Raw genomic sequence first — 24,460 nt, forward strand, 5'->3', positions numbered from 1 at the left:
ATCGCTGCGATCGCGGCCTGAAACGTCCTCGGCACCTAACTCTCAGAACCGACCTCCCGTGAAACTGCTTTTTACACGGCCAAGACCCATAGCGGTCATGGGACCTTCTTTTGCCCGCCTGCATCCGGGAGCCTTTCTCGCAATGATGCTGTTCCCAGCATAGGCAATGCTGTCAACGTGCACGCCGTCGCCAATTGCTCGGGGTGTCCCCGGTCAGCTTCCTGAAGGCGGCGGCGAACGCGGTCTGGGAAGAATAGCCGAGCGCGACCGCGATCGAGAGGACCGACGCGTCGGTGCCGCGCAGCATGTTTTTGGCCTCCTCGAGCCGTTGCTGGCGCCGCCAGGCATGTGGGGAAAGCCCGGTGCTTTCCTTGAAGGCGCGGCAGAAGTGGAATCGCGAAAGACCGGCATCAGAAGCGAGCGCCGCGAGCGATACGTCAGCGTCGATGTCCGAGTGCAGGCGCTCGATGGCGCGGCGCAATACGACCGGTGAGAGGCCGCCCCGCGTCGGCTGGAACGTGGACGGCGCGCCGACATGCGCCGCCAGCAGGCGCGTGGCCAAGAGGTCCATCAGTTGATGCCTGAACAGTGTATCCACGACGACATTGCCGACCACGGCGTCGGTCGCGGTCAGGAGCAATCGGGATGTAATGGGGTCGGGATGCGCCGTTCGCTCCAGCAGATCGGTCGAGGTGGCGCTGTCGACCTCGCCTGCAACCCGCTCGAGCATGGCGTGCGGAAGATAGAGTTGGATGACATCGACAGGTTTCGGAATATCCCACCGGGAGCTCGATCCTTCGGGGATGATGATCACGACTCCGGGACGAAACGTACCGATCGCAACCGCGCTTCCCATCCGCCGCTCCATGCGCTGCACCGTGCCGTTGTAAGCCATGATGACGTGATGGCTCATGGGCGCGACGACGTCGTGCAACGGGTCATGCTTCCAGTGGGCGATTCCGGCGCCGGAGGAATCCAAAGCCATTTGAAATGGCGTGGTCCCGAGCACCCGCGCCATTTCTGCACCGGCGGGAGGGCGCTCGGCATGAGCCGGAGTGACTTGGCACGCATCAGGCGCAACTGACGCGTCCTCCAGGGAAGCGCGCAAGATATGCTTGTTCATGAACGTATCCTCGCACTCGGGAGGCGATGCAGGTGGTAAGCCGTGCCTCGGCTCGGCCAGGTTTGTTGCGTTGATTGCGAACGTCAGTGCGCGTCGAGTGCAGGCGGGCCAACCATTTCTCGAACCCTCGTTCCCGAAGGGTGAGAAAATGTGTACTGTTTCGAACGGAAAAGACCTTGCAGCCGGCCTGAATTGCGATCGAGTTTTCCTTGGCTTCTTGTCCAGGAAGGATCACAAGTGTCGTTTCTATTCGAAGATTATTGTCTCGATGCCAACCGGCGCGAGCTCAAGCGAGGCTCCGAGCTCATCCCCATCGGACCGAAGGTGTTCGACCTGCTGCTCTTCCTGGTCCGAAACCGGGAACAGGTCGTGACAAGGGACGATCTTCTGAAGGCGGTGTGGGAAGGACGGATCGTGTCCGAATCCACGCTGACCAGCCACGTCAATGCCGTGCGCAAGGCAATCGGGGATACCGGCAAGGAGCAACGCCTGATCCGGACGGTTTCTCGCAGAGGCTTCCGGTTTGTTGGCGAGATCACCGAGGAAGAATTGCCCGCGCGAGCCTCGGTCACAGACCCAGGTACGGATCTTGGCGTTCAACATGTAAAGAACATTCAGGAGCCAATCAGGGCCTTTGAGGTCGATGCGCCGACGGAAACGCGAGAGGCTGCGCCAGTTTTTGCTGCTGAGGCCGGGAGTCCGCCTCCGCTGCCCGACAGGCCTTCCATTGCGGTGCTTCCGTTTCAGAATATGTCTGGCGATGTCGAACAGGAATACTTTGCCGATGGAATGGCCGAGGACATCATCACGGCGCTGTCCCGTTTCAAGGCGCCATTTGTCATCGCCCGAAACTCCAGCTTCACCTACAAGGCGCGCGCTGTCGACGTGAAGCAGGTGGGGCGCGAGCTTGGGGTGCGCTACGTGTTGGAAGGGAGCGTTCGCAAGGCGGCAAACCGAGTGCGCATTACGGGACAACTCGTCGATACCGCTACTGGAGCACATATTTGGGCCGATCGGTTTGATGGCGAGCTCGGCGACATCTTCGATTTGCAGGACCAGGTGACTGAAAGCGTTGTCGGGGCGATCGCGCCTGCGGTGGAGAAAGCTGAGATCGAGCGCGCCAAACGCAAGCCGACCGCTAGTCTCGACGCCTATGCCCACTATTTGCGCGGTCTGGCCCGGCTTCATCAGTTTGGTAACCGGCAAGCGAACGACGAGGCATTGCGTCTGTTCAACCGCGCGATAGAGCTCGACCCGGAATTTGCCACCGCCTACGGTCGCGCAGCCTTTTGCTACCTCATTGCCAGGATCAATGGCTGGATTCCGGACACGGCGAACGCGATTGCCGAAGTGAAGAAGCTCACCCAACGGGCAGTTGAGTTGGGCAAGGATGACGCGAACGCGCTCTCCGCTGGCGGGAATGCGTTAGCGTTTGTTGTTGGGGATCTCGGGGTAGGTGCCGGCTTAGTTGATCGCGCGATCGCGCTTAATTCCAATTTGGCTGAAGCATGGAATTTCGGCGGCTGGGTAAAACTCTGGCTCGGCGAGCCGGAATCGGCGATCGAGCGCTTCGCACGAGCCATTCGCCTGAGCCCACTTGATCCGTGGCTGATGGGCATGCGAGCCGGGACCGCGTATGCACATTTCTTTTTGGACCGCTATGACGAAGCGGCATCATGGGCGGCAATGGCATTGCAGTGCAGTCCGGACTATCGACCTGGATTACGTATCACCGCCGCAAGCAACGCAATGGCCGGTCGGCCGGAGCAAGCACACAAGGCCGTGGCTCGGCTGCGAGAACTGAGCCCCACGCTGCGCCTCTCCAATCTCAAAGATGTGCTTGGCCCTTATCGACGTGCTGAGGACGTCGCGCGATATGAGGAAGGATTGCGGCAAGCAGGGCTGCCCGAATGACCATCTCGGCCAAGGTACTCGCCTTGGCAACGAGGTGATCGAATAAGCGCAACTTCCGCTAATGGCCCAAAGCGGACGCTTTGTAGTCTTTGCTCAGATGTCGACTTGTGACCCGGGGCAGACGTCGATCCCTAGCGATCATGACTTGCCGCAGTTACCCCCGTTGACTAGCTTAGCTGCTGGCAAAATGCCCTGTCGTGAAATTTGCAAGACCGATTTGATAGACTCTGTTTGAACAACATGGGTGTCTTCATGGTTCGGCTTCCGGTTATTTTCTTGCTGGGAATTTTCTGTGCGTCACTGAGCAGTTTGAGCGCTTTCGGACAGAGTTGCGGTACAACGCCGCTCGACGTGCAAATCCTCGGTTCTGGTGGCCCCAGAATGAATCCCACTCGGGCATCGACGAGTTATCTGGTCTGGATCGAGGGGCGCGCAAGAATACTCATCGACATGGGCGGTGGTGCTCAACACCGCTTTGGTGAATCGCAAGCCAAACTCGAAGACTTGTGGATGGTCGGAATAAGCCATCTTCATCCAGATCACGTTTCCGACTTGCCAGCGTTCCTTTGGCTGAGCCACGAGGTCCGCAAGGAACCTCTCAAGGTTTTCGGTCCTACAGGCAACGATGCGGCCCCTGACTTTGCGATTTTCCTCAAGAGGCTTTTTGACGAGAAGAGTGGCGCATTTCCAGTGCTCGGATCGGCGTTAGGCGGCTCATACGGGGGCAGCGGCGTGCGGCCCGATATGGGGCGCGTTGTGGCGGGTGGCGTTCGACTTGATGTCGGAGTGATTGACGCTGTCAAAAGCGATCCATCCGTGGTTTTGCAGCGCGAGGGAACGACAGTCACGGCACGGAAAATCCCGCATGGAAATATGCCAACCTTGGCCTATCGCGTGCAGACCGGAAATGTGTCGATCGTGTTTAGCTCCGACCAAAACGGCACCGATCCAGGCTTCGTCGAATTCGCAAAGGGCGCGAACCTCCTGATCATGCATCTTGCAATCGCGCCCGGTGCGAATGTTCCCTTGCACGCAACACCGGCAGTCGTCGGACGCGTTGCCCAAGAGGCTGCGGTCAAGCAGCTCATCGTCAGTCATTTCGGTCTGTTTGAACTCGATGCGGCCTTCGCTGATTTGCGAACTGCCTACAACGGGCCGCTCATCGTCGGAGCAGACATGCAGTGTACGCCAGTGCTGTGAGACCCACGGTCCTTCGCTGGTTGATGTCCGGTTATGGCCCACAGCGGACCTGCCGCTGCCACCCGTCAGGCGTCAGCCTGTGCCCCCTTGGTTGACCTTGCTCAGTGTGTTTCCCGCACCGGCAACTGCCCCCTTGAGCAAAACCAGCTGTAGCTCTTCCACCGGTTGTTGAAAATCGCGGGAGCAACCAATTTACGGATTGTTAGTAGATTCTATCGTAAATGGTTCAAGAAGATAACAACAACCATACCGGGTTCCATTACCCGACCAAATCCATGAATGCATCTGCCCTCCTGATCGCGACGGCCTTTGGCGCAGCATTCCTTGCTGCCCGACATGTTCAATCCGGATGTCGCGCTCAGCATCTTCTCTAACGAGCACATGAAAGCTCGCGCAGCAGTTCGGCACGTGCTGATCGATCCGGACTCGGCCAAATTCAGCGCATTGCGTTCAGTCGAGGCCGACGCGGCGCGATATGTCTGCGGCGCCGTCAACGCGAGAGACAAATCCGGCCAATCCATCGATGCCGCTTTCGTCTACACTGTGGCCGTTGACTTTGCCCGCATCGACGACGACGGCCGGATCACGCAGCTGCGCTCGGGATTTCGGCCTTGCCCCACTGAAAATGACAAGGTCGCGCAGCAGAAGCCTGCTCTTTCGCCTGGCATGCTGTCCGTTGCGCAAACCGTTCAGAAGGTTGCTCCGCAGGCCGGCACCTCAACTGTGTCAGGTCTGACGACGCGTGCACCTGCGGCAGGCGCAACGGCGTCCGGCGGGACCATGGAGCAGCAGCTCCGCGAGCTGGGCGCACGGACTGTCCCGCCTCAATCGGCCAATGGAGCCCAGGCAAACTTGCCGGGAGAGCGTGGGACCGGCAAGGAGAGTGAGTGGCAAGCCGATCAGCCTCCCGTCGCATGGCCCAAATTCCCTCCGGATCACCCTTTGGCGAGGTCAACCCGGAAACGGAGCCCCTCCGAAGCACTCGCCTTGGCGAACGGCGTCGAGGAACGCTGGAACCAAGCCAAGTTGTCCGGAAACGTCGCGATGCGTCCCTCGTCGGAAGAAATCAAAGAGGCGTGTCGCACCTTGCTTGGGATCGATCCCACAGACAGCGAATATCGAAAAGCCTGGGCGACTTTCGTGCACCTGCAAGACATCGACCGCGATGTTGCAATGAAGTGAAGCGGGAGCGGTAGAAGAACTGGCCTTCCCACCTCTCGCCCAAGGACGACGTTCGTCCAGCCCCGCTTCGATGTCACTCTTTTGGCGTAAGCCGACGCGGCTTCTATGAGTGCACGTCCTAGGCCCGCCGCATCAGCTTGAGCGAGGCTGCAAGGCGCAGGCTGCGCTTGCCGGCGAGCGCGATGCCTTCGATCTCGCCGCTCTCCGCCGTGCAGGTCCCGGAGAAGCCGATCCCGACCTCATAGCCGCCAAACACGGGGTTTTCGCCCTTCGCCGGCGTATGCTCCTGGTTCAGCATCTCGCCCTTCCAGCGGCCGTCCGCCGAGGAATAGGAGCCGAGATAGTAGAAGAACGCATCGCCGCCGAGGATGCGGCCGTCGATCAGGAGCATCACGCCCGATAATCCGGCATCGACACCGTCAAGCGCGCGCAGGCTCATCCCATAGAGTCCGTTGGCGATGCCGCCCGGACCGACCGCACCACTCGGAGGCAACCCCTCGTCGTCGAGCCGGGTGAGATTGGCCCAGAATTTGGCGCCCGGCATGGTGTCCGCGCCACCCTCGAGACGGATCTGGTTACCGTGCAGCCGCCCGCGCGCACCGATCGAGGCGATATCGGCTCCCATCAGCGGCTTGTGATTGGGATCCTCGTTGTGCCGTTCGGTGATCACCTCGGCGACGATCTCGCCGTCGCGCTCGACATAGGTTCCAAGGTGCGCGAAGGCCGAATTGCCGCCCAGCATCTTACCGTCATGCAGGCACATGATGCTGCGGCCGAACGCATCGTTGACGCCGTATTCAACCTTGTAGAGTCCGTCCAGCAATTCAATAAGCCCACAAAATCAGAAAAGAATCGCGGGCTACCTAGGCCGTGATCCCATAAATCAGCCGATCGGTCGGCTTGCCAGAGTCCGCTATGCCCCCGATAGCTACCAAATTCCGCAGCACAGCGAAATGATGCGAAGGGCCAAAACCGGAAATCGTCAACTTACCAGGAATACCGCACCACGCCCTTGCCGGCGTAGCTGGTGGTGACGTCGGAGAACTCGCCTTCGAAGGTGGCGGCGGCGGACCAGCCGTTCAGCCATTTCTTCTCGACGGAGGCGGTGACGAGCGCGGAGTCGCTGGCTTGCGCGGCGCCGCCAACGACAAAGGATGCGCCCGGCAATGTCTGGAACGTCGCACCGATATTGCGGCCGGGGTTGAAATCATGCGCCCATGCCAGGCGCCCTCGCAGCGTGAAGATTCCGTCCGCCATCGCATATGATTTGTCGCTGCGAAGGCCGAGCTCGCTGCGCGTATCAGTGACACTCTTCGAGGCGTAGGCGAGCGCAAAGGTGTTGACGCCGGTTACCGCCTGCTCGGCATAGGCAGGCAGGTCGAAGGTGGTGAACTGTCCTGCGGCATAAGGCGTGATGCCCACCCCGCCCATCCATGGGCTGACAAAACGATAGCCGCCTTCGACGCGACCGGACCACGCATTGGCGTTGAACTGCGCGCGCAACTGGTCGATGCCGGCCACCGTCACGGTGCGGTTGGTGGTGATGTCCTGCCAGCCATAGGCCAGTGCGCCGGAGAGATACGCCGCACCGGCATTGTGCCGGATGAAGGCGCCGGCCTGGAACATATCGGATCGGCCAGAGCCGCTATTGACGACGCTGAAGTTCGTACCACCGCCGGCGAGCGCAAAGCCCGCCAGCGTATTCGGCGAGATACGGTAATCGGCGCCGACCGCGATGCCTGCGATGCGGCTGGTCGTGTTGTTGGAGCCGAGTGTCGTGTTGCCGTCCGTGGTCTGCGAGCCGCCATAGCCTGCCGCCCACACGCTCCAGCGCTGCGCGAACGGATCGGCCATGACGGGCGCCTTGGTGAACATCGCATTGGCGTCCCGCGCCGCACCGGAACGCGGTCTGTCCGGCGAGGCGTAGGCCGACGCGCCCGCGGATGATCCCGCTGAAACGCCATCGCCGCGACCGTCGATGAAGGGATCGGTCAGCACCCCCATGAACTGGTTCATTGCGTTGAAGGTCGTCTGCTGCGAGCCGGTCGCGGTCTCGCCGGAGGTTTGCGACAGCGCGGCTGAAAGATTGCTGCCGGTGAGACCAAACAGCGCGACAAAGCCCGGCGGCAGCGCGCCGCCATTGTTGAAGAAGTTGTTGAGCGTGGATGTGACGGTCTGCCCATTGCCCGGCAGCGAGGTGCCGGCGCCGAGCGAGGCCGTGAGGTTCAGCAACACATCGGACAGCGTGTAGCTCAGGCCGACAGTGAAACCGGGCAGGCTGCTGCTCACGCCGCTGAAGGTGGTGCCGCCGAGGCCGCCGGCCGCCGACAGGATGGTGTAGCTCTTGCGGACATAGGTTCCGGGCAGGAAGCTCGTCTGCACGGTGCCGCCGGTCAGGCTCGCGATGCCCGTGACATTGGCGCGGTCGGCGGCCGATGGCGAGACCTCGACGCGGTAGATGCTGCCGGCGCCGAACGCCAGATCGCCGCCGACCGTCAGCGTGCCGATCGAGTTGCCGGGCGCGAGCACGCCGCCGGCGTTGACGGTGGTATTGCCGACGGTGCCGTTGCCGCCGAGCGTGCCACCGGCATTGACCGTCACCGCCGAATTGGCGATGGAGCCGTTGACCGCCAGCGTGCCGCCATTGACCGTGGTCGGCCCGCTATAGGTGTTGGTCGCGGTCAGGATGGTGGTGCCGTTCTCCACCGTCACCGACCCCGCGCCAGAAATGACCGGGGCGAATGTGTAGTTCGAGGCGGTGTGGTTGAAGACGATGCTGCCGGTGCCTGCCCCGAACACGACCGAGGGCGTGGTCAGCGTGCCCGGCGCGGCCGCGGCCTGACCGGAGGCGGCGCCGATATTGAGCGTGCCGGTCGAGCCGAGGTTAAGGGCGATTTGCATGCCCGAAGCCGCCGAGACGGCGCCGCCATTGGCGATCGTCAGCGTGCCGGTGCCGGAATAGCCAACAAAGAGCGAGCCGGAATTGGTCCAGGACGAGCCGGCGCCATCAACCGTCACGGTGCCGGTGCCGGCAAAGAGCCCGAGATAGACGATGTTGGCGTTGCTCACCTTGCCGCCGTTCCGGATCGTCAGCTTGCCGATACCGGAACCGCCGACCCAGAGGTCGCCGGAATTGGTCCAGGACGAGCCGGCGCCATCAACCGTCACGGTGCCGGTCGAATAGTAGCCGAGGAAGCCGTAGTTGTTGCTCACCGTGCCGCCGTTCTGGATCGTCAGCGTGCCGGCGCCGGAATAGCCAACAAAGAGCGAGCCGGAATTGGTCCAGGCCGAGCCGACGCCATCAACCGTCGCTGCGCCGGTCGAGCCGGCATTGAAGCCGAGAACGCCGGTGACGTTGCTCACCTTGCCGCCGTTCCGGATCGCCAGCGTGCCGGTGCCGGACCCGCCGACCACGAGGCCGGAATTGGTCCAGGAGGAGCCGGCACCGTCAACCGTCACGGTTCCGGTCGAGCCGACATTGTTGCCGAGATAGCCGGTGTTGCTGCTCACCGTGCCGCCGTTCCGGATCGTCAGCGTGCCGGTGCCGGAATTGCCGACAGAAAGATCGCCGGAATTGGTCCAGGACGAGCCGACGCCATCGACCGTCACGGTGCCGGTCGAGCCGGTATTGATGCCGAGACCGCCGGTGACGTTGCTCACCTTGCCGCCGTTCCGGATCGTCAGCGTGCCGGCGCCGACATAGCCGACCTCGAGGTCGCTGGAATTGGTCCAGGACGAGCCGGCGCCATCCACCGTTACGGTACCGGTCGAACCGAAATTTTGGCCGAGAACGCCGGAGGCGCTGCTCACCGTGCCGCCGTTCCGGATCGTCAGCGTGCCGGTGCCGGAATTGCCGACAGCGAGGTTGGTGGAATTGGTCCAGGCCGAGCCAGCGCCATCGACCGTCACGGTACCGGTCGAGCCGACATTGGACCCGATCAAGCCGATGTTGGTGTTGCTTACCGTGCCGCCGTTCTGGATCGTCAGCGTGCCGGTGCCGTAATAGCCGACAGCGAACAAGTTGGAAGCGGTCCAGGCCGAGCCGGCGCCATCAATCGTCGCGGTGCCGGTCGAGCCGGCATTGAAGCCGACATAGCCGTTGAAGTCGCTCAAGTTGCCGCCGCTCTGGATTGTCAGCGTGCCGGTGCCGGAAATGCCGACAAAGACAGTGTTCGCTTGCGCGCCGGCCGCTCCGACCACTGTGGCATTGGGCGCGACCGTGTCGATATTCACGTCGACCGCGCTGGTTGGAACGCCGGCCGACCAGTTGCCGGCGGTGAACCAGTCGGTTGAGGTGGCGCCGGTCCAGTCGGTGGCGCGCGATGGCGTCGATGTCGCCAGGACCAGTCCGAGCGCCACCGTGGAGCTGGTGCCCAGCAGGCGACGGGACAACGCGGCCAAGGTCAGCGCCGCAAAGCGGCTAATCGATCGCTTGCGCCCAACAACGGCCGCGCCGGTTTCCAGCGCGCCTTCAGACGCTACAAAATAAGACAACCCAAATCTCCCCGCAGCCCAGATAGCGACGTTTGAAATTCCGTTGCGCCTTTGCGGCGCCCGTCGCGCATGGACCCGTTAAGCGGGGCTCTGCGGTATCAGGTTTAGCGGGGGAACATCGCGGAGTCCGACCAATATCGGTCATCCGACAAAGCGCGCGCCATATTTGGCCGATTGCGTCATTAATATCACAGGAGGAACGCGGACAGGATATGAACGTCACCAGTTGCCTAAGAGGCGAGGTCCGTTGCGGGTCATTCGCGACCGGGTCGAACCAGTTGCAAGTCCGGCCATGTCCGCTATGCCACCGAAAGCGGAGGTAGATTCAGAGCATTAGCGGCGCCTCGCAGGGCCAATGCGGCTTGATGGTATCACCGCGGACATGATTCAAGCTCCGAAACTGGAGCCTCGAATCATGCGCTACGAACTCAGACGCACCGAGGTCATCCGGCTTTTCAGCGCAGGGCCGGGAGCGGAGCCCACTCGCCGCATGATGCCATCATGCCCCTGTTTTGCCCGACGGGTCAATTGATTTTCGTAAAATACGAACTTAGTGATTTCGACGACTTGGCTACTGTGCATGGGGTTGTTTTTGACTTTTTTGTTTCGTGCGATCCCGGGCGGCCCTCCTCATGTTGTGATTCAACGGCCCGTGCCGGAGCTGGTTCATCCTTGAGGCCCCTTCGAACCCGCCGGAGTGAGCGCACGACAAAGCGGCATGAACCAGACAGAGCCTTCAGCCGAAGCGCAGATCGCAGCGATCATCGCCAGCGCTGCAAAGCAGCCGCTGCTCGATGCGGCCTTCGAGCTCTGGTGCCGGCGCTACCGGCTCGACTCACTCGACGGACGCCCGAGCGACGAAGAGGTTCGCGTCAATCGCACGCTCACGCCGGAGCAGTTCCGCGCGAAGTACCGCTACGACCGCGACCACGCCCATGAAGGGCCGATGTTCGGTTATGTGAAGCGCGCCCATCCACGCGCCGATGACGCAGCAATCCGGCAGGCCATCATCATCGCCGTGAAGTTCGAAGATGCCACCTTCGAGCACTTCAACTGGAACGGCGATTTCTGGGAGTGCGTCGTGCGCGCCGTCGCGCGCGCGGCCGCTCAATATCCGGACTTTCTCGAGACGACTTATCGCGACGCCCGCAACAACGTCGCCTACTACTACAAGTGAGCTAGAAGCACAGCGTGGTGACGAGCTTGCCCTGCTTGTCCTTGATCGCATAGGGGCAGCGCAGCCGCTCCAGCGCCTTCTTGGCGTCCTCGTCGCCGAGCGCGGCGGCACGTTCGTAGTAGGTCTTTGCGGCGTCCTTGTCCTTGGCACCGCCGCGGCCTTCCTGCGCGAAGGCGCCCATCCGCTCCAGCGCGCCGGGATGGTTTTGCGCCGCCGCCTTCTCGAACATCGCGCGCGCCGCGACGTCGTCCCTCTCGCCGCCGTTGCCGTTGGAGAGCATCAGGCCGAGCTGGTACTGCGCCTCCGCATTGGTCTCTGCCGCCCTGCCGAGCAGCGCGCGCGCCTGTGCGGGGTCGGCCGGCGCAGCACCGCCGGCGCCGCCGAGCGCGGCAAGATTGCTGACACCGCGAGGATTGCCGGCCTGCGCCGCCCGCTCGAACAGCTTGCGCGCTTGTGCTTCGTCTTTCGCAACACCGGAGCCGGTACCGTAGGCGACGCCGAGCTCGACCATCGCCGCGCTCGATCCCTTGTCGGCCGCCTTGCGCCAGGCGGCGATCGCCTCCGCCGTCTGCCGGTTGGCGGCATAGGCGCGGCCAAGCGCGAACATCGCCCGCCGCGACGACGGTGCGGCCTGCTTGCAGAATTTGACGGCGGTCGCAATGTCGGATGCAGCAAGCTCCGTCACGCCCTTCACATCCGCCGGCTTGTCGGGATCGCTGGGATCGGCGGCCAGCCGGTCGCACAGGACGAGATCGGCCGATTGGGCATGCGCCGATAACGGCGCTGCAAGCGAGAGGAGAATGGCAAGGAGACAAGTCCGCATGGGCGCCACGTTGCGTCTCTGCTCCGGCAAATTCAAGGCTCGAGTCCCGATCGGCGCAGCACCGGGACGACCTCCGGCGATGCCAGATAGCGCAGCAGCCGATCGGCCGCTTCGGCATGTCTGGCGTTGGCCATGCGGCCCGCGGAAAACACGGCCGGTGTCTGCAAATCGTGCGGGATCGGGCCGACGACCTCGATGCCCTCGACCTGCTTCAGCTCACTGATCTGCTGCACGGCGAGGTCAGCCTCGCCGCTGACGAGCCGCTCCGCCGTAAAGCCCTGCTCGACGATGGTGGCCTTGGCGTTGATCTCGGCTGCGATGCCCCATCGCTGGATCAACTGGGCGAAATAGACACCGCTCGCGCCCAGCCGCGAATAGGCGACGGATCGCGCCGCGAGCAGCGTTTTGCGCAATGCAGCTTCGCTGGAGATGTCGGGATGCACGCGCCCTGCCCGCACGGCCATGCCGACGAAGGAGCGCGCCAGATCGGCCGCGCTACCCGCGGCCACGCGGCCCTCGCCGATCATCTCGTCGAGCCCCTCACGGGTCAGGATCACGAGATCGGCGGCCTCGCCGTCGCGTAGCCGTTTCAGCAATGCCAGGGTTGGCGCGAAGTCGGCATCGACATGGATGCCATGAGCGGCCTCGAAGGCGGAGGACAGGCTGCGCATCGCGCCCATCAGGCCGAGCGTCGAGAGCATGCGAATGTTTTCCATGGGCTATTCCTGTCGCGATCAGGCGCGGTGCATCAGCTTGAGCGCGGCGGTCAGGCGCAGGCTGCGCTTGCCGGCGAGCGCCGTTGCCTCCAGCACCGCCTGCTCCGCGTCATAGGTGCCGGAGAAACCGATGCCGACCTCGTGGCCGCCGAAGATCGGATCGTCCTTGGCCGGCGTGTGCTCCTGATTGAGGATCTGGCCCTTCCAGCGGCCATTCGCAGCAGTATAGCTGCCGAGATAGTAGAACGAGGCATCGCCGCCGAGGATGCGGCCCTGATTGAGCAGCATCACGCCGGTGAGCCCGCCATCGACGCCGTCGAGCATGCGAAGGTGGATCGAGTAGAGACCATCGGCGATGCCTGCCTCGCCGACGCCGCCCGCGATCGGCACCTCGTCTTCGGTGATCGGCGTCATCACCGACTGGAACGGCACGCCGGGCAGCTCTTTCAGCTCGCCCTTGAAGCGATAGAGATCGCCGTCGGCCCAGCCTTTCGCAAGCAAGGTCGCATCGTCGGTGCCGGCCATGGCGCGGTAGTTGGGGTCCGGGTTGTGGCGGACCGTCTTGATGACGATGTCGACGCCGGCTTCGGTCCTCTCATAGGTGCCGATATGAGCGAAGGCCGAATTGCCACCAAGCATCTTGCCATTGCCGGCATGCATCACGCTCCGGCCGACCGCGTCGCCGAGCTGAAATCGCACCTTGTAGAAGCCTTCAAACACCAGCCGTGTCCCCGGCCCCGCGCATCCCGGGGCATTCTATCCCGGTTTCGCCGGCGATGGACAGACTTCAAGCCGGCATGGCCGGCAGACCCACAACAACGGCTGTCATCGGAATGCAAAAATCCGCCGGAGCCTTTTCGGCTCCGGCGGATTGAAGAGCAACCCGGGCCAGCCCCCCGGCCCGGGCCGGGAGGATCTTAGGCCGCGGCCTTCTTGTCGGCCGGCACGGACGCGATCGTCTTCAGGATCTGCGAAGCGATCTGGTATGGGTCGCCCTGCGAGTTCGGACGGCGGTCTTCCAGATAGCCCTTGTAGCCGTTGTTGGCGAACGAGTGCGGAACGCGGATCGACGCGCCGCGATCGGCAACGCCGTAGCTGAACTTGTTCCACGGCGCGGTCTCGTGCTTGCCGGTCAGACGCTTGTCGTTGTCCGGGCCGTAGACGGCGATGTGGTCCATCAGGTTCTTGTCGAAGGCCGCCATCAGCGCCTCGAAGTACTCCTTGCCGCCGACCGTACGCATGTACTCGGTCGAGAAGTTGGCGTGCATGCCGGAGCCGTTCCAGTCGGTGTCGCCGAGCGGCTTGCAGTGGAACTCGATGTCGATGCCGTACTTCTCGGTCAGGCGCAGCATCAGGTAGCGGGCCATCCACATTTCGTCAGCGGCCTTCTTGGAGCCCTTGCCGAAGATCTGGAATTCCCACTGGCCCTTCGCGACTTCCGCGTTGATGCCTTCATGGTTGATGCCGGCAGCCAGGCAGAGGTCGAGATGCTCTTCGACGATCTTGCGGGCAACGTCGCCGACGTTCGAGAAGCCGACGCCGGTGTAGTACGGACCCTGCGGGGCCGGATAGCCGGAGGCCGGGAAGCCGAGCGGACGGCCGTCCTTGTAGAAGAAGTATTCCTGCTCGAAGCCGAACCATGCGCCGGCGTCATCGAGGATGGTGGCGCGCTTGTTGGACGCGTGCGGGGTCTTGCCATCGGGCATCATGACTTCGCACATCACGAGCACGCCGTTGGTGCGCGCGGCGTCCGGGAACACGGCGACCGGCTTCAGCACGCAATCGGAGCTGTGGCCTTCGGCCTGCTGCGTGGAGGAGCCATCGAAGCCCCAGAGCGGAAGCTGCTCGAGCGTCGGGAACGACGCGAATTCCTTGATCTGTGTTTTGCCGCGCAAGTTCGGAGTCGGCGTATATCCGTCGAGCCAAATGTACTCGAGCTTATACTTGGTCATTGAGCCTCTCTGTAGATGATGCGAAAGGTGGGGTTGAGAGCCCCCGCACGTTTGTACCCGGCCATCATCGGCCGACCCTCTACAAGCATTTTGCGTGCCAAAAGGCCGCAGCGCGGGAGGTTTTCCACCGCTGCCGGGGTCGGCCCGCCGACGGCAAACCATCCCCGGCGGCGTGCGTCATAGCCGCGCACCTTCGCGTGAAGCTGCACCGCAAAAATCCTGCGGAAAACGCCTGATTCTGGAGCAGACGCACCGTTGCCGGAGGTTGCCGATGAAACGCGCATCAACGTCCGGCAACTTTCGCAAAGTCCTGCGCCCTGCCTAGCAACCTTTGGAATGGCCCAGGCGTTAGCCACCGACACGGTGCCTTAGGGGATGCAGAGGGTCACATGCCTACAGATTAGGCAGCAACTGATTTCCTTTTCAGCACTTTCCAATTCGGGATGCGCGGCCGATATGGAGAATCCAGTAACCACAATCGAACGAGTCGGGCGCACCATGGAGGCCAAGGCGCTTCGACCCAGGAGCAATCGCAATGATGAATAATGGTCTGAATCACGGATCTGCAACGATCTACCAATTCCCTGTCGGGGGCCGCGCGGCTCTCGCCGGACGCCGCTATGGCGACACCCGCCTTCCCGCCGATCATGCTTCGCTTCCCGCGAACGTCTCGATCTGCAGCGACAGCTGGTACCACCAGGATGCGGTCGACGAAGCAAAGCCCAAATGGGAACGCTAATGTTTGTGTTTGGTATGATACCGCCGCGCGCGCGCAAGCGTCCGACGGAAGTTTGAAAAAGGGTCGAAACAACGAGGTTTCGGCCCTTTTTGATTCCTGCTGGACTCCCGGCTAGAGGGCGGGCTTTTCGATCACCGTGCAGGAAGTGACCGGCCGCTTCAGATGCTGGACCGTGGTCGCTCCGGTCTTGCCGATCCTCAGCGTGATCCCTGCCCCCGAATAGCGGGTGCCAGAAAGCGCCAGCCGCTTCTTCAGCGTGACAGGTTCGCCGTCGATTTGGAGGAAGGCGCGTTTGTCATCGTCATAAAATCCCACGATGAACTGCGTACCATCGGCACAGCGATAGGTCCGGAACGTCTGCGCATCCGCCTGTCCCGCACCGATAATTCCGCCCGACAGCATGGTGATCGCCAAAACAATGGCCTTGTGCCGGCCCATGATTGCCCCCTGAATGCACTCAAAGACGCCGCAGTGCGTCCAGTGGAAACATAACCCAAGCTGATCTCATGCCAGATTCCCCTGCCCGCCACCTCGCCCTGCAAGGCGCCAGCAATTTTCGCGACCTCGGCGGCTATCCGACTTCGGATGGCCGCGCCACGCGCTGGCGCCACATCTTCCGCTCCAACCATCTCGGCCAGCTCACGGCCGCCGACGTCGAAATCGTCCGCGCGCTGGGCGTGCGCAGCGCCTTCGATTTTCGCGGCGTCGAGGAGCGCGCGGCCGGCGTCTGCGTCGTGAACGAGATCACGGTGCATTCGCTGCCGATCGAGCCGACCGTGGTGGCCGCGCTGCGCGCCGAGCTTGCCGAGGGCAGGCTCACCGCGCCGGTCGCGCTCGAACTCATGCGGGAGTCCTACCGCAACTATGTCCGCCACAACACGCACAGCTTTCGCGCGCTGTTCGGCCATCTCCTGGAAGACCGCGCGCCGCTGGTGATCCACTGCACCGCCGGCAAGGACCGCACTGGCTTTGCAAGCGCGCTGATCTTGCATGCGCTCGGCGTGGCCGACGAGGTCATTGCCGAGGACTACCTGTTGACCAACCAACACTACAGGCGCGACGCATCGAACGCTTCCGATCTTCCCGCCGACGTCCTTGATGCGATCGGCGGCGTCGAAGCCTCATATCTTGGTGCTGCCTTCGAGGCCGTCTCCAACGAATATGGCGGTCTCGAAACCTACTTGCGCGACGGCCTCAAGCTCGGCACACCGGAGCAAACCGCGCTGAAGGCGCGTTATCTGCAATCGTAAGCGGCCGTGCCGGGAGAACGACGATGCAAGGCAAGGTTCTGATCGTGACGGGCGCGCTCGGCGCCCTTGGCAAGGTTGTCGCCGAGACAGCGTTGGCGCGCGGCGCGCGTGTGGCCGGCATCGATCACGCGCCCTCGCAGATGTCGGCAACGCCCGAACGCATCGAGATCGGCGGCGTTGATCTGTCCGACCCAGCACAAGCGAAGACGGCGGTCGAGGCGGCGGCAAAGCACTTCGGCAGGCTGGATGCGCTGATCAACATCGCCGGCGGCTTCGCGTTCGAGACCGTGGGCGACGGCGACATCAAGACGTGGCAGCGCATGCATGCGCTCAACGTGCTGACGGCCCTCAACACCTCGCACGCGGCGCTGCCGCATCTCGCCGCGTCCGGGGCTGGCCGCATCGTCAATATCGGCGCCATGGGCGCGCTTCAGGCAGGTTCCGGCATGGGCCCCTATGCGGCGTCGAAAGCCGGCGTGCATCGCCTCACCGAGGCGCTTGCCAACGAGTGGAAGGGCAAGGTGACCGTGAACGCGGTGCTGCCATCGATCATCGACACCAAGGCCAACCGCGCCGACATGCCGAAGGCGGATTTTTCCAAATGGGTGACGCCGCAGGAACTCGCCGAAGTGATCCTGTTCCTCGTCAGCGATGCCGCGAGCGGCGTCACCGGCGCGCTGATCCCGGTGAGCGGCCGGGTTTAGTCCGGCACCAATAGCCGCAGATCGCCTTTGAAGCGGATGCTCTGCTTGCCGGCGAGCGCGATGCCTTCGCCATAGGCGGTCTCGCCTGTGTAGGTGCCGCTGAAGCCGATAGTCACGACCTTGCGGCCCCACACCGGGCGCTCGTCGAACGAGGGCGAATGCTCCTCGTTGGTCAACTCGCCCTTCCACTTGCCGTCGGCCGAGGTGTAGCTGCCATAGGCGAAGAAGAATGAATCGCCGCCTCGCATGGTGCCGTCGCGCAGCACCATGACGCCCTGATTGCCGCCCTGGACGGCATCCAGCATCTCGATGCGAATGTGATAGAGGCCATTCCTGATCGTCATCTTCGTAAAGCGCCCGACTGTCCCGGTCGCAGGATAACCGCACCATCGGTTCCCGATCAAATGGCGCAGAGCCACAACTGCGTTCCGGGCTAAACTGGCCGCAACTGATTCTCGGATCGGAACGCAAGACCCGGACGCTTTCCTTGGAAACCGCGCTTTATCTGCCCGTCAAACGCTTCCTCGAAGAGCTCGGCTTCACGGTCAAGGGCGAGATCGGCGGCTGCGACCTCGTCGGCCTCAGCGCGGGCGATCCGCCTGTCGTGGTGATTGGTGAGCTCAAGCTCGCCTTCAATCTCGAGCTGATCCTCCAGGCGGTTGACCGCGCACCGGCCGGCGACGACGTCTGGATCGCTGCAAAGATGTCGATCCGCGGCAAGGGACGCGAGAGCGATGCGCGTTATCGCAATCTGTGCCGCCGCCTCGGCTTCGGTATGCTTGGGGTGACTGAGCGTGGCCAGGTCGAGGTGCTGGTGAAGCCACCGACGGCAGCGCCGCGCCGCGAGCCGAAAAAGCGCTCTCGCCTCGTCGCCGAACATCAGCGCCGCCAGGGCGATCCCGTGCTCGGTGGCAGCACCCGCGCGCCGATCATGACGGCCTATCGCCAGCAGGCGCTGGCCTGTGCGTCGGAACTCGTCGGTGGGCCACGAAAGGTGCGCGAATTGCGCAAGCGCTGTCCCGATGCCGGCAAGATCTTGCTGAACAATGTGTATGGCTGGTTCGAACGTGCGGACCGGGGAATCTACGGGCTCACCGAGGCCGGACACGCGGCGCTGAAACGCTGGCCGCAGGCACCGATGAAAGAAGCGCCCCGCGAGGCATCGCCCCCCTAGCGGAAATCACGTCGGGAGACATCGCATGATCGTTGTGACTGGCAGCGTAACGGTCCGCACCGAGACGTTCGAGGAGGCACGCCGCCTGAGCCTCGAGCATGTTCATCGGTCACGACAGGAGCCCGGCTGCATCTCACATGCAGTGCACGTCGACTGCGAGAACCCGCTCAGGCTGGTGTTCTTCGAGCAATGGGCCGACCGCGCCGCGCTCGTCGCTCACTTTGCGGTACCTGCATCCGGCGAGTTCGTGCGCACCTTGCGCTCGCTGGCCACGGGGCCGACCACGCTCGACCTCTATGAGGCCGACAGGCTCGAAAAGCTGTGAGCGCATAGCTGTGATGCCACACCAAATTCATATTGCAATGCAACATCTCCGGCACTAGGTATCCCGGCATCAAACCGAGGCCGTTATGAGCGCAGACTGGAACACCAAATATGGCACGCGGCGCGTGCGCCACGATCCGCCGACCCTGGACGAGGCGATCTTCGCCGCCGTCGGCATCACCGATGATCATGAGCAGCAGGCCGAGATCGCGGCAGCGCTGATGGGGATGCCGCTCGAAATCGTGCAGGCCGAGGTGAAGAAGCAGGCCCGCACCAACGGCCGCATCACCGCCACGCGCGTGATCGCAGGCGAACAGGGTGCGCAGCGCTCGGTGGTGGTCGAACGCCGTGTCGTCCGCCGCTTCGGCAACGACAAGCGCACCGGTACCTGAGCGCTCAATTTCCTATCCCCAATACGAAAGCGGACCGGTTTTGCCGGTCCGCTTTTTGATTCCAGCCCGCTTTTGGATTTAGGCGGCGCGATTGCCGTACATGCTGGAGATGATCTTCCAGCAGGTCGAGTTGAAGCTGAGAAGCGCGCGGCCAGCCGTGAAGGGCGAGGCCGCGAGTTCAGCGAGCTCGGCCTCGGGCGTCTTGGCGAGATCGATCGTGCCGGTCGATTCGCCATGACGGAATTGCAGATTCGCCCCGAACTTCCTGGCGAGCGCCCGCATGGCGTGATTCTCGGCGCCGGTGGTGATGCGCAGGCGCTTGTAGCCTTTCCAGCGCGCTTCCGCGATCAGCCGGCTGAACAAGATGGTGCCGACGTTCTGGCGCCGCGCCGAGGCTTCCACGCTGAAGGCGACCTCGGGCAGCGAATCGTCCTCCGGCGGATGCAGCTCGGCCGCACCGCGGACCACGCCGTCGACGATGTAGGCGACAATCACGGTGCCGTCCTCGGCGCAGCGGGCGGCGTATCGCTCGATGAAGCTGTCGTTGAGAAAGCCGTTGAAACGGTCGTGCCGACTTGCGGAATCAAGCCGCAGGAGGTGATCGCGCAGAAGCGGCAATTCTTCCTGCTGGCTCAAGGTCCGCACATAGCCCGGAACGGGCGTCGTGCGGGTCGTGTCTTCAAGTACCACGTCAAAACTCCTCTTGGTGTCCCTCGAGGAGGCGTTCGAATCCCTAGGCCCCCAATATTGTGCGTCGCAGCATATTTTTCAAGACGGGAACCTGCCCAAGTTTCAGGCATCGAAGGCGACCAATTCGTTAACAAAATCAAGCCCCCGTAGTCATACGAGGACCAGCTGGGTCTGGGTCACCACGGCAACCAGCTTGCCGTCCTCGGTCTCCAGCCGGGTGCTCCAGACCTGGGTCCGCCGTCCCCGATGGACCGGTGTAGCCGTGGCGATAACCGTGGTTCCCTCCTTCGCCCCGCCGATGAAGTTGGTCTTGCTCTCGAGCGTCGTGGTGCCCTTGGCATCCTCCGGCAGATTGATCACGGTCGCGGCGGCACCGACGGAATCGGCGAGCGCCATCACCGCGCCGCCGTGGATGGTGTGGTGGAGTGTGCAGAGGTCGGGCCTGACCGTCATCCGCGCCACCACGCGGTCCTTCTCGGCCTCGACGAACTCGACGCCCTTGAGCTCGGCAAACGGCATCTTCATCGCTTTAAGTTTCTCGAGCGGCGTCATCGGATCTCCTCCCAATTCATTGTTGTTTCAGCGTGAATTGCTTCGGGCGGCAAAGCAATGACGTCCGAGGTAATGGCCCTGCTGACATCGGCGACGGCATTTGCGCATATGCTCTTCCCATGCGCCACTTCCCGCCCCGCCGCATCGTCTGCCTGACCGAAGAGACCGTCGAAACGCTGTACCTGCTCGGCGAGCAGGACCGCATCGTCGGCGTCTCCGGCTACGCCGTCCGCCCGCCTCAGGTGCGGCGGGAGAAGCCGCGGGTGTCCGCCTTCGTCTCCGCGGACATTCCGAAGATCCTGGCGCTGGAACCGGATCTGGTGCTGGCCTTCTCCGACCTCCAGGCCGGCATCGTCGCCGATCTCGTGCGCGCGGGCGTGGACGTCCATGTTTTCAATCAGCGCGACATCGCCGGGATTTTGGCGATGGTCCGGACACTTGGTGCGCTGGTGGGCGCCGCTGAACGCGCCGAAGGCCTTGCCCGTGATCTCGAACGGCGCCTCGCAGAGATAGCGGCAACACCTCGCCCCTCGGCGCGGCCAAAGGTCTATTTCGAGGAATGGGACGATCCGTTGATCTCGGGCATCGGCTGGGTGTCCGAGTTGATCGAGATCGCCGGCGGTGAGGATGTGTTTCCGGAGCTGCGACATCGGCAGGCGGCAAAGGATCGCATCGTCTCGGCGGAGGCGGTGCGCGAGGCAGCGCCCGACGTGATCCTTGCCTCCTGGTGCGGCAAGAAGGTCGTCCCTGCCCGCATCCGCGCGCGCGATTGCTGGAACGAGATCCCCGCCGTGCGGGATGGTCGCATCGTCGAGATCAAGTCGCCGATCATCTTGCAGCCGGGGCCGGCGGCGCTGACGGATGGGCTAGATGCGATCGTGACGGCGTTGTGGGGTGGACTCAAATAGCTTGATCGCAGCTTTCGTGTCCCGGACGCGCTGCAACGCGTCAGCGTTGCTGCGCAGAGCCGGGACCCATCTCGATACGGAGTTCAGTGCAGCGTGGGCCCCGGCTCTCCGGCGCACCGCACCGGACGATGCTTCGCATCGCCGGGGGCGCTGCGCCGCGTCCGGGGCACGAGACCTTCTTCAGGTCACCGCGTTCACGACCTGATATTCCGGCCGACGCCAGACCTCGCCTGCGATCACCTCCTCGATGATCTCGGCTGCTCGCATGATCTCGCTCTCCCCAATGTAGAGCGGTGTAATCCCGAACCTCATGATGTCAGGCGCGCGGAAATCGCCGATGAGGCCACGGGCGATCAGGGCCTGCATGGCGGCGTAGCCGCCGGCGAAGGCGAAGGAGACTTGTGAGCCGCGGTGCTCGTGCGCGCGCGGGGTGACGAGCTTGAGCTCGGGGCAGCGGCGTTCGACCTCGGCGATCAGGAGATCGCCAAGCGCCAGCGAACGCGCACGGACCTCACGAATGTCGACCCTGTCCCAGATGTCGAGCGAGGCCTCCAGCGCCGCCATTGCAAGCACCGGCGGGGTACCGACGCGCATGCGCTCGACGCCGCCGGCCGCCGCGTAGGCAAGCTCGAACGCAAACGGCTTGGCGTGGCCCATCCACCCCGACAGCGCGGCGCGCACTCCGTCGGCGTGGCGCGGCGCGACGTAGAGGAAGGCCGGCGCCCCGGGGCCGGCGTTGACGTATTTATAGGTGCAGCCGGCGGCGAAATCGGCACCGCAGCCAGCGAGATCGACCGGCAGCGCGCCGGCCGAATGCGCGAGGTCCCAGACCGTGACGATGCCGAGCGCATGCGCCTTCGCGGTCAGCGTCGCCATGTCATGGCGCCGTCCGGTGCGGTAGTCGACCTCGGTGATGTAGAGGACAGCGATCTCCTCCGACAACGCGGCCTCGATCTCTTCCGGCGCCACCAGGCGCAATTGATGGCCGCGGCCGAGCGTCGCGATCAGCCCCTCGGCCATGTAGAGATCGGTCGGAAAGTTTCCGGTGTCCGATAGCACGACCTTGCGCGCGGCGTTCATGTCGAGCGCGGCGGCGAGTGCCTGGTAGACCTTGAGCGACAGCGTGTCTCCGACCATCACGGAGCCGGCTTCCGCACCGACCAATCGCGCGATGCGATCGCCGACACGGCGCGGCTGGGCATACCAGCCAGCCGTGTTCCAGGCGCGGATCAGCTCGTTGCCCCACTCGGCCGTGATGACGTTGCCGACGCGCTCGGCAACGCCCAGCGGCAGCGCGCCGAGCGAATTGCCGTCGAGATAGATCACGCCCTCAGGCAAATGGAACAAGGCCCTGGTGTCGTCGTAGACGCGGAGCTTGGTCATGGGATCTCTACAGAATCGTGCGGACGCGCCAGAGCTCGGGGAACAGCTCGACCTCCAACATGCGCTTGAGATAGCTGACGCCGCCGGTGCCGCCGGTGCCGCGCTTGAAGCCGATGACGCGCTCGACCGTCGTGACGTGGTTGAAGCGCCAGCGCCGGAAGTAGTCCTCGAAGTCGACCAGCTTCTCGGCAAGCTCGTAGAGCATCCAATGCGTCTCCGGCGCTTCATAGACGATACGCCAGGCCTGGAGCACGCCCTCGTTGAAGCTGTGGGTTTCGCGAACGTCGCGCGCCAGCACGGACGCGGGCATCTTGAGCCCGTTGCGGTCGGCGAGCCGCAGCACCTCGTCGTACAGGCTCGGCGTGGCAAGCTCGCCCTCGAGCAGCCTGGTCGTTTCCACATCGTGCGCGTGCGGCTTGAGCATGGCGTGGTTGCGGTTGCCGACCAGAAATTCGATCAGCCGGTACTGACGCGACTGGAAGCCCGAGGACTGGCCAAGCTGCGAGCGGAAACGCGTATACTCGCTGGGAGTCATGGTGCGCAGTACGTCCCAGGCGCCGTTGAGCTGCTCGAAGATGCGCGACATCCGCGCCAGCATCTTCATCGCGGGCTGCACTTCGTCCCTGGCGATGGCGCGGCGCGCGGCGCTGAGCTCGTGGATGGCGAGCCGCATCCACAGCTCCGTGGTCTGATGCTGGATGATGAACAGCATCTCGTCATGGGCCTCCGAGAGCGGATGCTGCGCGCCGAGGATCGCATCCAGCGCCAGATAGTCGCCGTAGGACATACGCCGGGCGAAATCGGTCTCGGCGCCTTCGCTCGTGGGATCGTAATCGCTGGACGTCATGGCAGGCCCTTTCGATCGATCGATCCTCGCCGCGTCAGTCGAGGCCGATCAGGCGCGCGGTGATCGGGGACGACGGATCCTTCAGTCCGTCGATCACCGTAAAATGGTTGAGCCCTGGATCGACGACGAGGCGCGTCGGCACGTCGAAGCCGGTCCAGACATTGGCGATCAGATCGGACTGCCGCATGAATTCGGGCCGCTCGCCGCCGCCGACCCAGGCCGTGACCGGCGAATGTCCCCGCGGCAGGTGCAGCGCCGCGCTTTCAAGCGTCGCCTCCTCCATGGTCATGCGCAGCGTCTCGTTCATCTTCGTCTTGAGCAGCGGTCGCAAATCATGCAGCCCGCTGATCGAGAGCGTGCCGGCGATGCGGTTGTAGACGGCGGGCTCGAGCCGGCTGTCGTTGCACAGCATGCGCGTGACGAGATGGCCGCCCGCGGAATGGCCGGCGAGCCGGATCGGGCCGGAAACGAGCGAAGCCGCCTTGGCGATCGCGGCGGTGATCTCTGTGGTGATGTCGGAGATGCGGGCGGCCGGCGTCAGCGTGTAGCTCGGCAGCGCCACTGTCCAGCCGTGATGCCGCGCGCCTTCGGCAAGATCGGTCCAGGTCGACTTGTCGAAGCGCATCCAGTAGCCGCCGTGCACGAAGACGACGAGGCCCTTGCTGTCGCCGTCTGGCAGGATCAGGTCGAGACGCTGGCGTTCGCCCGGGCCGTAGGCGACGTCCGCGCGGAAGTCTTTCAGGCCGGCGCGGTAAGCCGCCGCCCGCTCCGCCCATTGGGCCGGCATCTTGTCCGAGCCCGGGATATGGGCCGAATTGGCGTAAGCATCATCCCAATCGCGCATCGTGACACCCAAGGATTCGGCCGTCGAACTGGGCGCCAGTCTGCCACCAGTCAGGACGGCGTCCTAGTCTTT

Annotated in this window: 25 protein-coding genes; 11 read left to right on the forward strand and 14 right to left on the reverse strand. The window is 63.6% G+C overall.

Annotated elements, in window-relative coordinates:
- Positions 1-172: 172 nt before the first annotated feature.
- On the reverse strand, positions 173-1,123 hold the full coding sequence (locus tag ABIB99_RS33495) for a helix-turn-helix domain-containing protein (protein ID WP_354179697.1): 951 nt from the start codon (positions 1,121-1,123) through the stop codon (positions 173-175).
- A 237-nt stretch (positions 1,124-1,360) separates the two neighbouring features.
- Between ABIB99_RS33495 and ABIB99_RS33500 the strand changes: the two genes are divergently transcribed.
- The 3 genes from ABIB99_RS33500 to ABIB99_RS33510 all read left to right on the forward strand — a co-directional run bounded on the left by ABIB99_RS33500 (position 1,361) and on the right by ABIB99_RS33510 (position 5,419).
- Positions 1,361-3,037 (forward strand): winged helix-turn-helix domain-containing tetratricopeptide repeat protein, encoded by a 1,677-nt coding sequence (locus ABIB99_RS33500; protein WP_247311187.1) that lies wholly within the window; start codon positions 1,361-1,363, stop codon positions 3,035-3,037.
- Positions 3,038-3,277: 240 nt separating this feature from the next.
- Complete coding sequence (locus ABIB99_RS33505) at positions 3,278-4,237, forward strand: MBL fold metallo-hydrolase (protein ID WP_354179910.1); 960 nt, start codon at positions 3,278-3,280, stop codon at positions 4,235-4,237.
- A 324-nt stretch (positions 4,238-4,561) separates the two neighbouring features.
- Positions 4,562-5,419, forward strand: a complete 858-nt coding sequence (locus tag ABIB99_RS33510; RefSeq protein ID WP_354179699.1) for a hypothetical protein — start codon at positions 4,562-4,564, stop codon at positions 5,417-5,419.
- A gap of 118 nt (positions 5,420-5,537) precedes the next feature.
- Here the strand turns inward: ABIB99_RS33510 and ABIB99_RS33515 are convergent, their stop codons facing one another.
- Together ABIB99_RS33515 and ABIB99_RS33520 are read right to left on the reverse strand one after the other, a co-directional pair.
- The gene (locus ABIB99_RS33515; RefSeq protein ID WP_208086490.1) at positions 5,538-6,242 is read right to left on the reverse strand and encodes a hypothetical protein; all 705 of its coding nucleotides are present in this window, start codon (positions 6,240-6,242) and stop codon (positions 5,538-5,540) included.
- A 164-nt stretch (positions 6,243-6,406) separates the two neighbouring features.
- Positions 6,407-9,913, reverse strand: coding sequence for an autotransporter domain-containing protein (locus ABIB99_RS33520; protein ID WP_354179702.1), 3,507 nt, complete (start codon positions 9,911-9,913; stop codon positions 6,407-6,409).
- A gap of 718 nt (positions 9,914-10,631) precedes the next feature.
- Here ABIB99_RS33520 and ABIB99_RS33525 point away from each other — a divergent pair.
- Positions 10,632-11,090 carry a hypothetical protein gene (locus ABIB99_RS33525; RefSeq protein ID WP_354075840.1) on the forward strand — a complete coding sequence of 153 codons (459 nt, stop codon included), beginning with the start codon at positions 10,632-10,634 and terminating at the stop codon, positions 11,088-11,090.
- A gap of 1 nt (position 11,091) precedes the next feature.
- On the opposite strand, the gene ABIB99_RS33530 is transcribed toward ABIB99_RS33525, so the two are convergent.
- The 4 genes from ABIB99_RS33530 to ABIB99_RS33545 form a co-directional block, all read right to left on the reverse strand.
- Entirely contained in the window at positions 11,092-11,913 is an 822-nt protein-coding gene (locus ABIB99_RS33530) for a tetratricopeptide repeat protein (RefSeq protein ID WP_354179704.1), read from the reverse strand.
- A 32-nt stretch (positions 11,914-11,945) separates the two neighbouring features.
- Positions 11,946-12,629 carry a substrate-binding domain-containing protein gene (locus ABIB99_RS33535; protein WP_354179706.1) on the reverse strand — a complete coding sequence of 228 codons (684 nt, stop codon included), beginning with the start codon at positions 12,627-12,629 and terminating at the stop codon, positions 11,946-11,948.
- 18 nt (positions 12,630-12,647) lie between these two features.
- Positions 12,648-13,349, reverse strand: coding sequence for a GrlR family regulatory protein (locus ABIB99_RS33540; protein WP_354179708.1), 702 nt, complete (start codon positions 13,347-13,349; stop codon positions 12,648-12,650).
- Between the two features lie 197 nt (positions 13,350-13,546).
- Positions 13,547-14,581, reverse strand: a complete 1,035-nt coding sequence (locus ABIB99_RS33545) for a glutamine synthetase beta-grasp domain-containing protein (protein WP_063983625.1) — start codon at positions 14,579-14,581, stop codon at positions 13,547-13,549.
- A gap of 535 nt (positions 14,582-15,116) precedes the next feature.
- Between ABIB99_RS33545 and ABIB99_RS33550 the strand changes: the two genes are divergently transcribed.
- Positions 15,117-15,320: a DUF2735 domain-containing protein gene (locus ABIB99_RS33550; RefSeq protein WP_028147811.1), complete on the forward strand. Its 204-nt coding sequence runs from the start codon at positions 15,117-15,119 to the stop codon at positions 15,318-15,320.
- Between the two features lie 111 nt (positions 15,321-15,431).
- On the opposite strand, the gene ABIB99_RS33555 is transcribed toward ABIB99_RS33550, so the two are convergent.
- The gene (locus ABIB99_RS33555) at positions 15,432-15,758 is read right to left on the reverse strand and encodes an MliC family protein (protein WP_063983627.1); all 327 of its coding nucleotides are present in this window, start codon (positions 15,756-15,758) and stop codon (positions 15,432-15,434) included.
- Between the two features lie 68 nt (positions 15,759-15,826).
- Between ABIB99_RS33555 and ABIB99_RS33560 the strand changes: the two genes are divergently transcribed.
- Both ABIB99_RS33560 and ABIB99_RS33565 read left to right on the forward strand, forming a co-directional pair.
- Positions 15,827-16,570, forward strand: coding sequence for a tyrosine-protein phosphatase (locus tag ABIB99_RS33560; protein ID WP_063983628.1), 744 nt, complete (start codon positions 15,827-15,829; stop codon positions 16,568-16,570).
- 23 nt (positions 16,571-16,593) lie between these two features.
- Positions 16,594-17,274, forward strand: a complete 681-nt coding sequence (locus ABIB99_RS33565; protein ID WP_063983629.1) for an SDR family oxidoreductase — start codon at positions 16,594-16,596, stop codon at positions 17,272-17,274.
- Here ABIB99_RS33565 and ABIB99_RS33570 read toward each other — a convergent pair.
- Positions 17,271-17,618 (reverse strand): GrlR family regulatory protein, encoded by a 348-nt coding sequence (locus tag ABIB99_RS33570; RefSeq protein ID WP_063983630.1) that lies wholly within the window; start codon positions 17,616-17,618, stop codon positions 17,271-17,273. The two genes, ABIB99_RS33565 and ABIB99_RS33570, sit on opposite strands and share 4 nt — an antisense overlap.
- A 143-nt stretch (positions 17,619-17,761) precedes the next feature.
- On the opposite strand from ABIB99_RS33570, the gene ABIB99_RS33575 reads away from it, so the two are divergent.
- From ABIB99_RS33575 to ABIB99_RS33585, 3 genes are all read left to right on the forward strand, one after another.
- A complete protein-coding gene (locus ABIB99_RS33575) occupies positions 17,762-18,448 on the forward strand; it encodes a DUF2161 domain-containing phosphodiesterase (protein ID WP_354179713.1) in 687 nt (228 codons plus the stop codon).
- Between the two features lie 25 nt (positions 18,449-18,473).
- Positions 18,474-18,773 carry a putative quinol monooxygenase gene (locus ABIB99_RS33580; protein WP_208086480.1) on the forward strand — a complete coding sequence of 100 codons (300 nt, stop codon included), beginning with the start codon at positions 18,474-18,476 and terminating at the stop codon, positions 18,771-18,773.
- Between the two features lie 85 nt (positions 18,774-18,858).
- Entirely contained in the window at positions 18,859-19,164 is a 306-nt protein-coding gene (locus ABIB99_RS33585) for a hypothetical protein (RefSeq protein WP_135216870.1), read from the forward strand.
- 78 nt (positions 19,165-19,242) lie between these two features.
- Here the strand turns inward: ABIB99_RS33585 and ABIB99_RS33590 are convergent, their stop codons facing one another.
- Positions 19,243-19,854, reverse strand: a complete 612-nt coding sequence (locus ABIB99_RS33590; protein ID WP_354179716.1) for a GNAT family N-acetyltransferase — start codon at positions 19,852-19,854, stop codon at positions 19,243-19,245.
- Between the two features lie 150 nt (positions 19,855-20,004).
- Entirely contained in the window at positions 20,005-20,406 is a 402-nt protein-coding gene (locus ABIB99_RS33595; RefSeq protein WP_028157491.1) for a PaaI family thioesterase, read from the reverse strand.
- A 119-nt stretch (positions 20,407-20,525) separates the two neighbouring features.
- On the opposite strand from ABIB99_RS33595, the gene ABIB99_RS33600 reads away from it, so the two are divergent.
- Positions 20,526-21,314 (forward strand): cobalamin-binding protein, encoded by a 789-nt coding sequence (locus ABIB99_RS33600; protein ID WP_354179718.1) that lies wholly within the window; start codon positions 20,526-20,528, stop codon positions 21,312-21,314.
- A 180-nt stretch (positions 21,315-21,494) separates the two neighbouring features.
- Here the strand turns inward: ABIB99_RS33600 and kynU are convergent, their stop codons facing one another.
- The 3 genes from kynU to ABIB99_RS33615 are packed head-to-tail and all read right to left on the reverse strand — an operon-like array spanning position 21,495 to position 24,388.
- Positions 21,495-22,697 carry a kynureninase gene (kynU, locus tag ABIB99_RS33605; RefSeq protein WP_354179720.1) on the reverse strand — a complete coding sequence of 401 codons (1,203 nt, stop codon included), beginning with the start codon at positions 22,695-22,697 and terminating at the stop codon, positions 21,495-21,497.
- A gap of 7 nt (positions 22,698-22,704) precedes the next feature.
- Positions 22,705-23,544: a tryptophan 2,3-dioxygenase gene (kynA, locus tag ABIB99_RS33610; protein WP_014495717.1), complete on the reverse strand. Its 840-nt coding sequence runs from the start codon at positions 23,542-23,544 to the stop codon at positions 22,705-22,707.
- Positions 23,545-23,578: 34 nt separating this feature from the next.
- Positions 23,579-24,388, reverse strand: coding sequence for a hormone-sensitive lipase (locus ABIB99_RS33615; protein WP_354179723.1), 810 nt, complete (start codon positions 24,386-24,388; stop codon positions 23,579-23,581).
- Between the last annotated feature and the right edge of the window lie 72 nt (positions 24,389-24,460).

This window comes from Bradyrhizobium sp. LA6.1, assembly GCF_040547805.1.
GTDB lineage: Bacteria > Pseudomonadota > Alphaproteobacteria > Rhizobiales > Xanthobacteraceae > Bradyrhizobium > Bradyrhizobium barranii.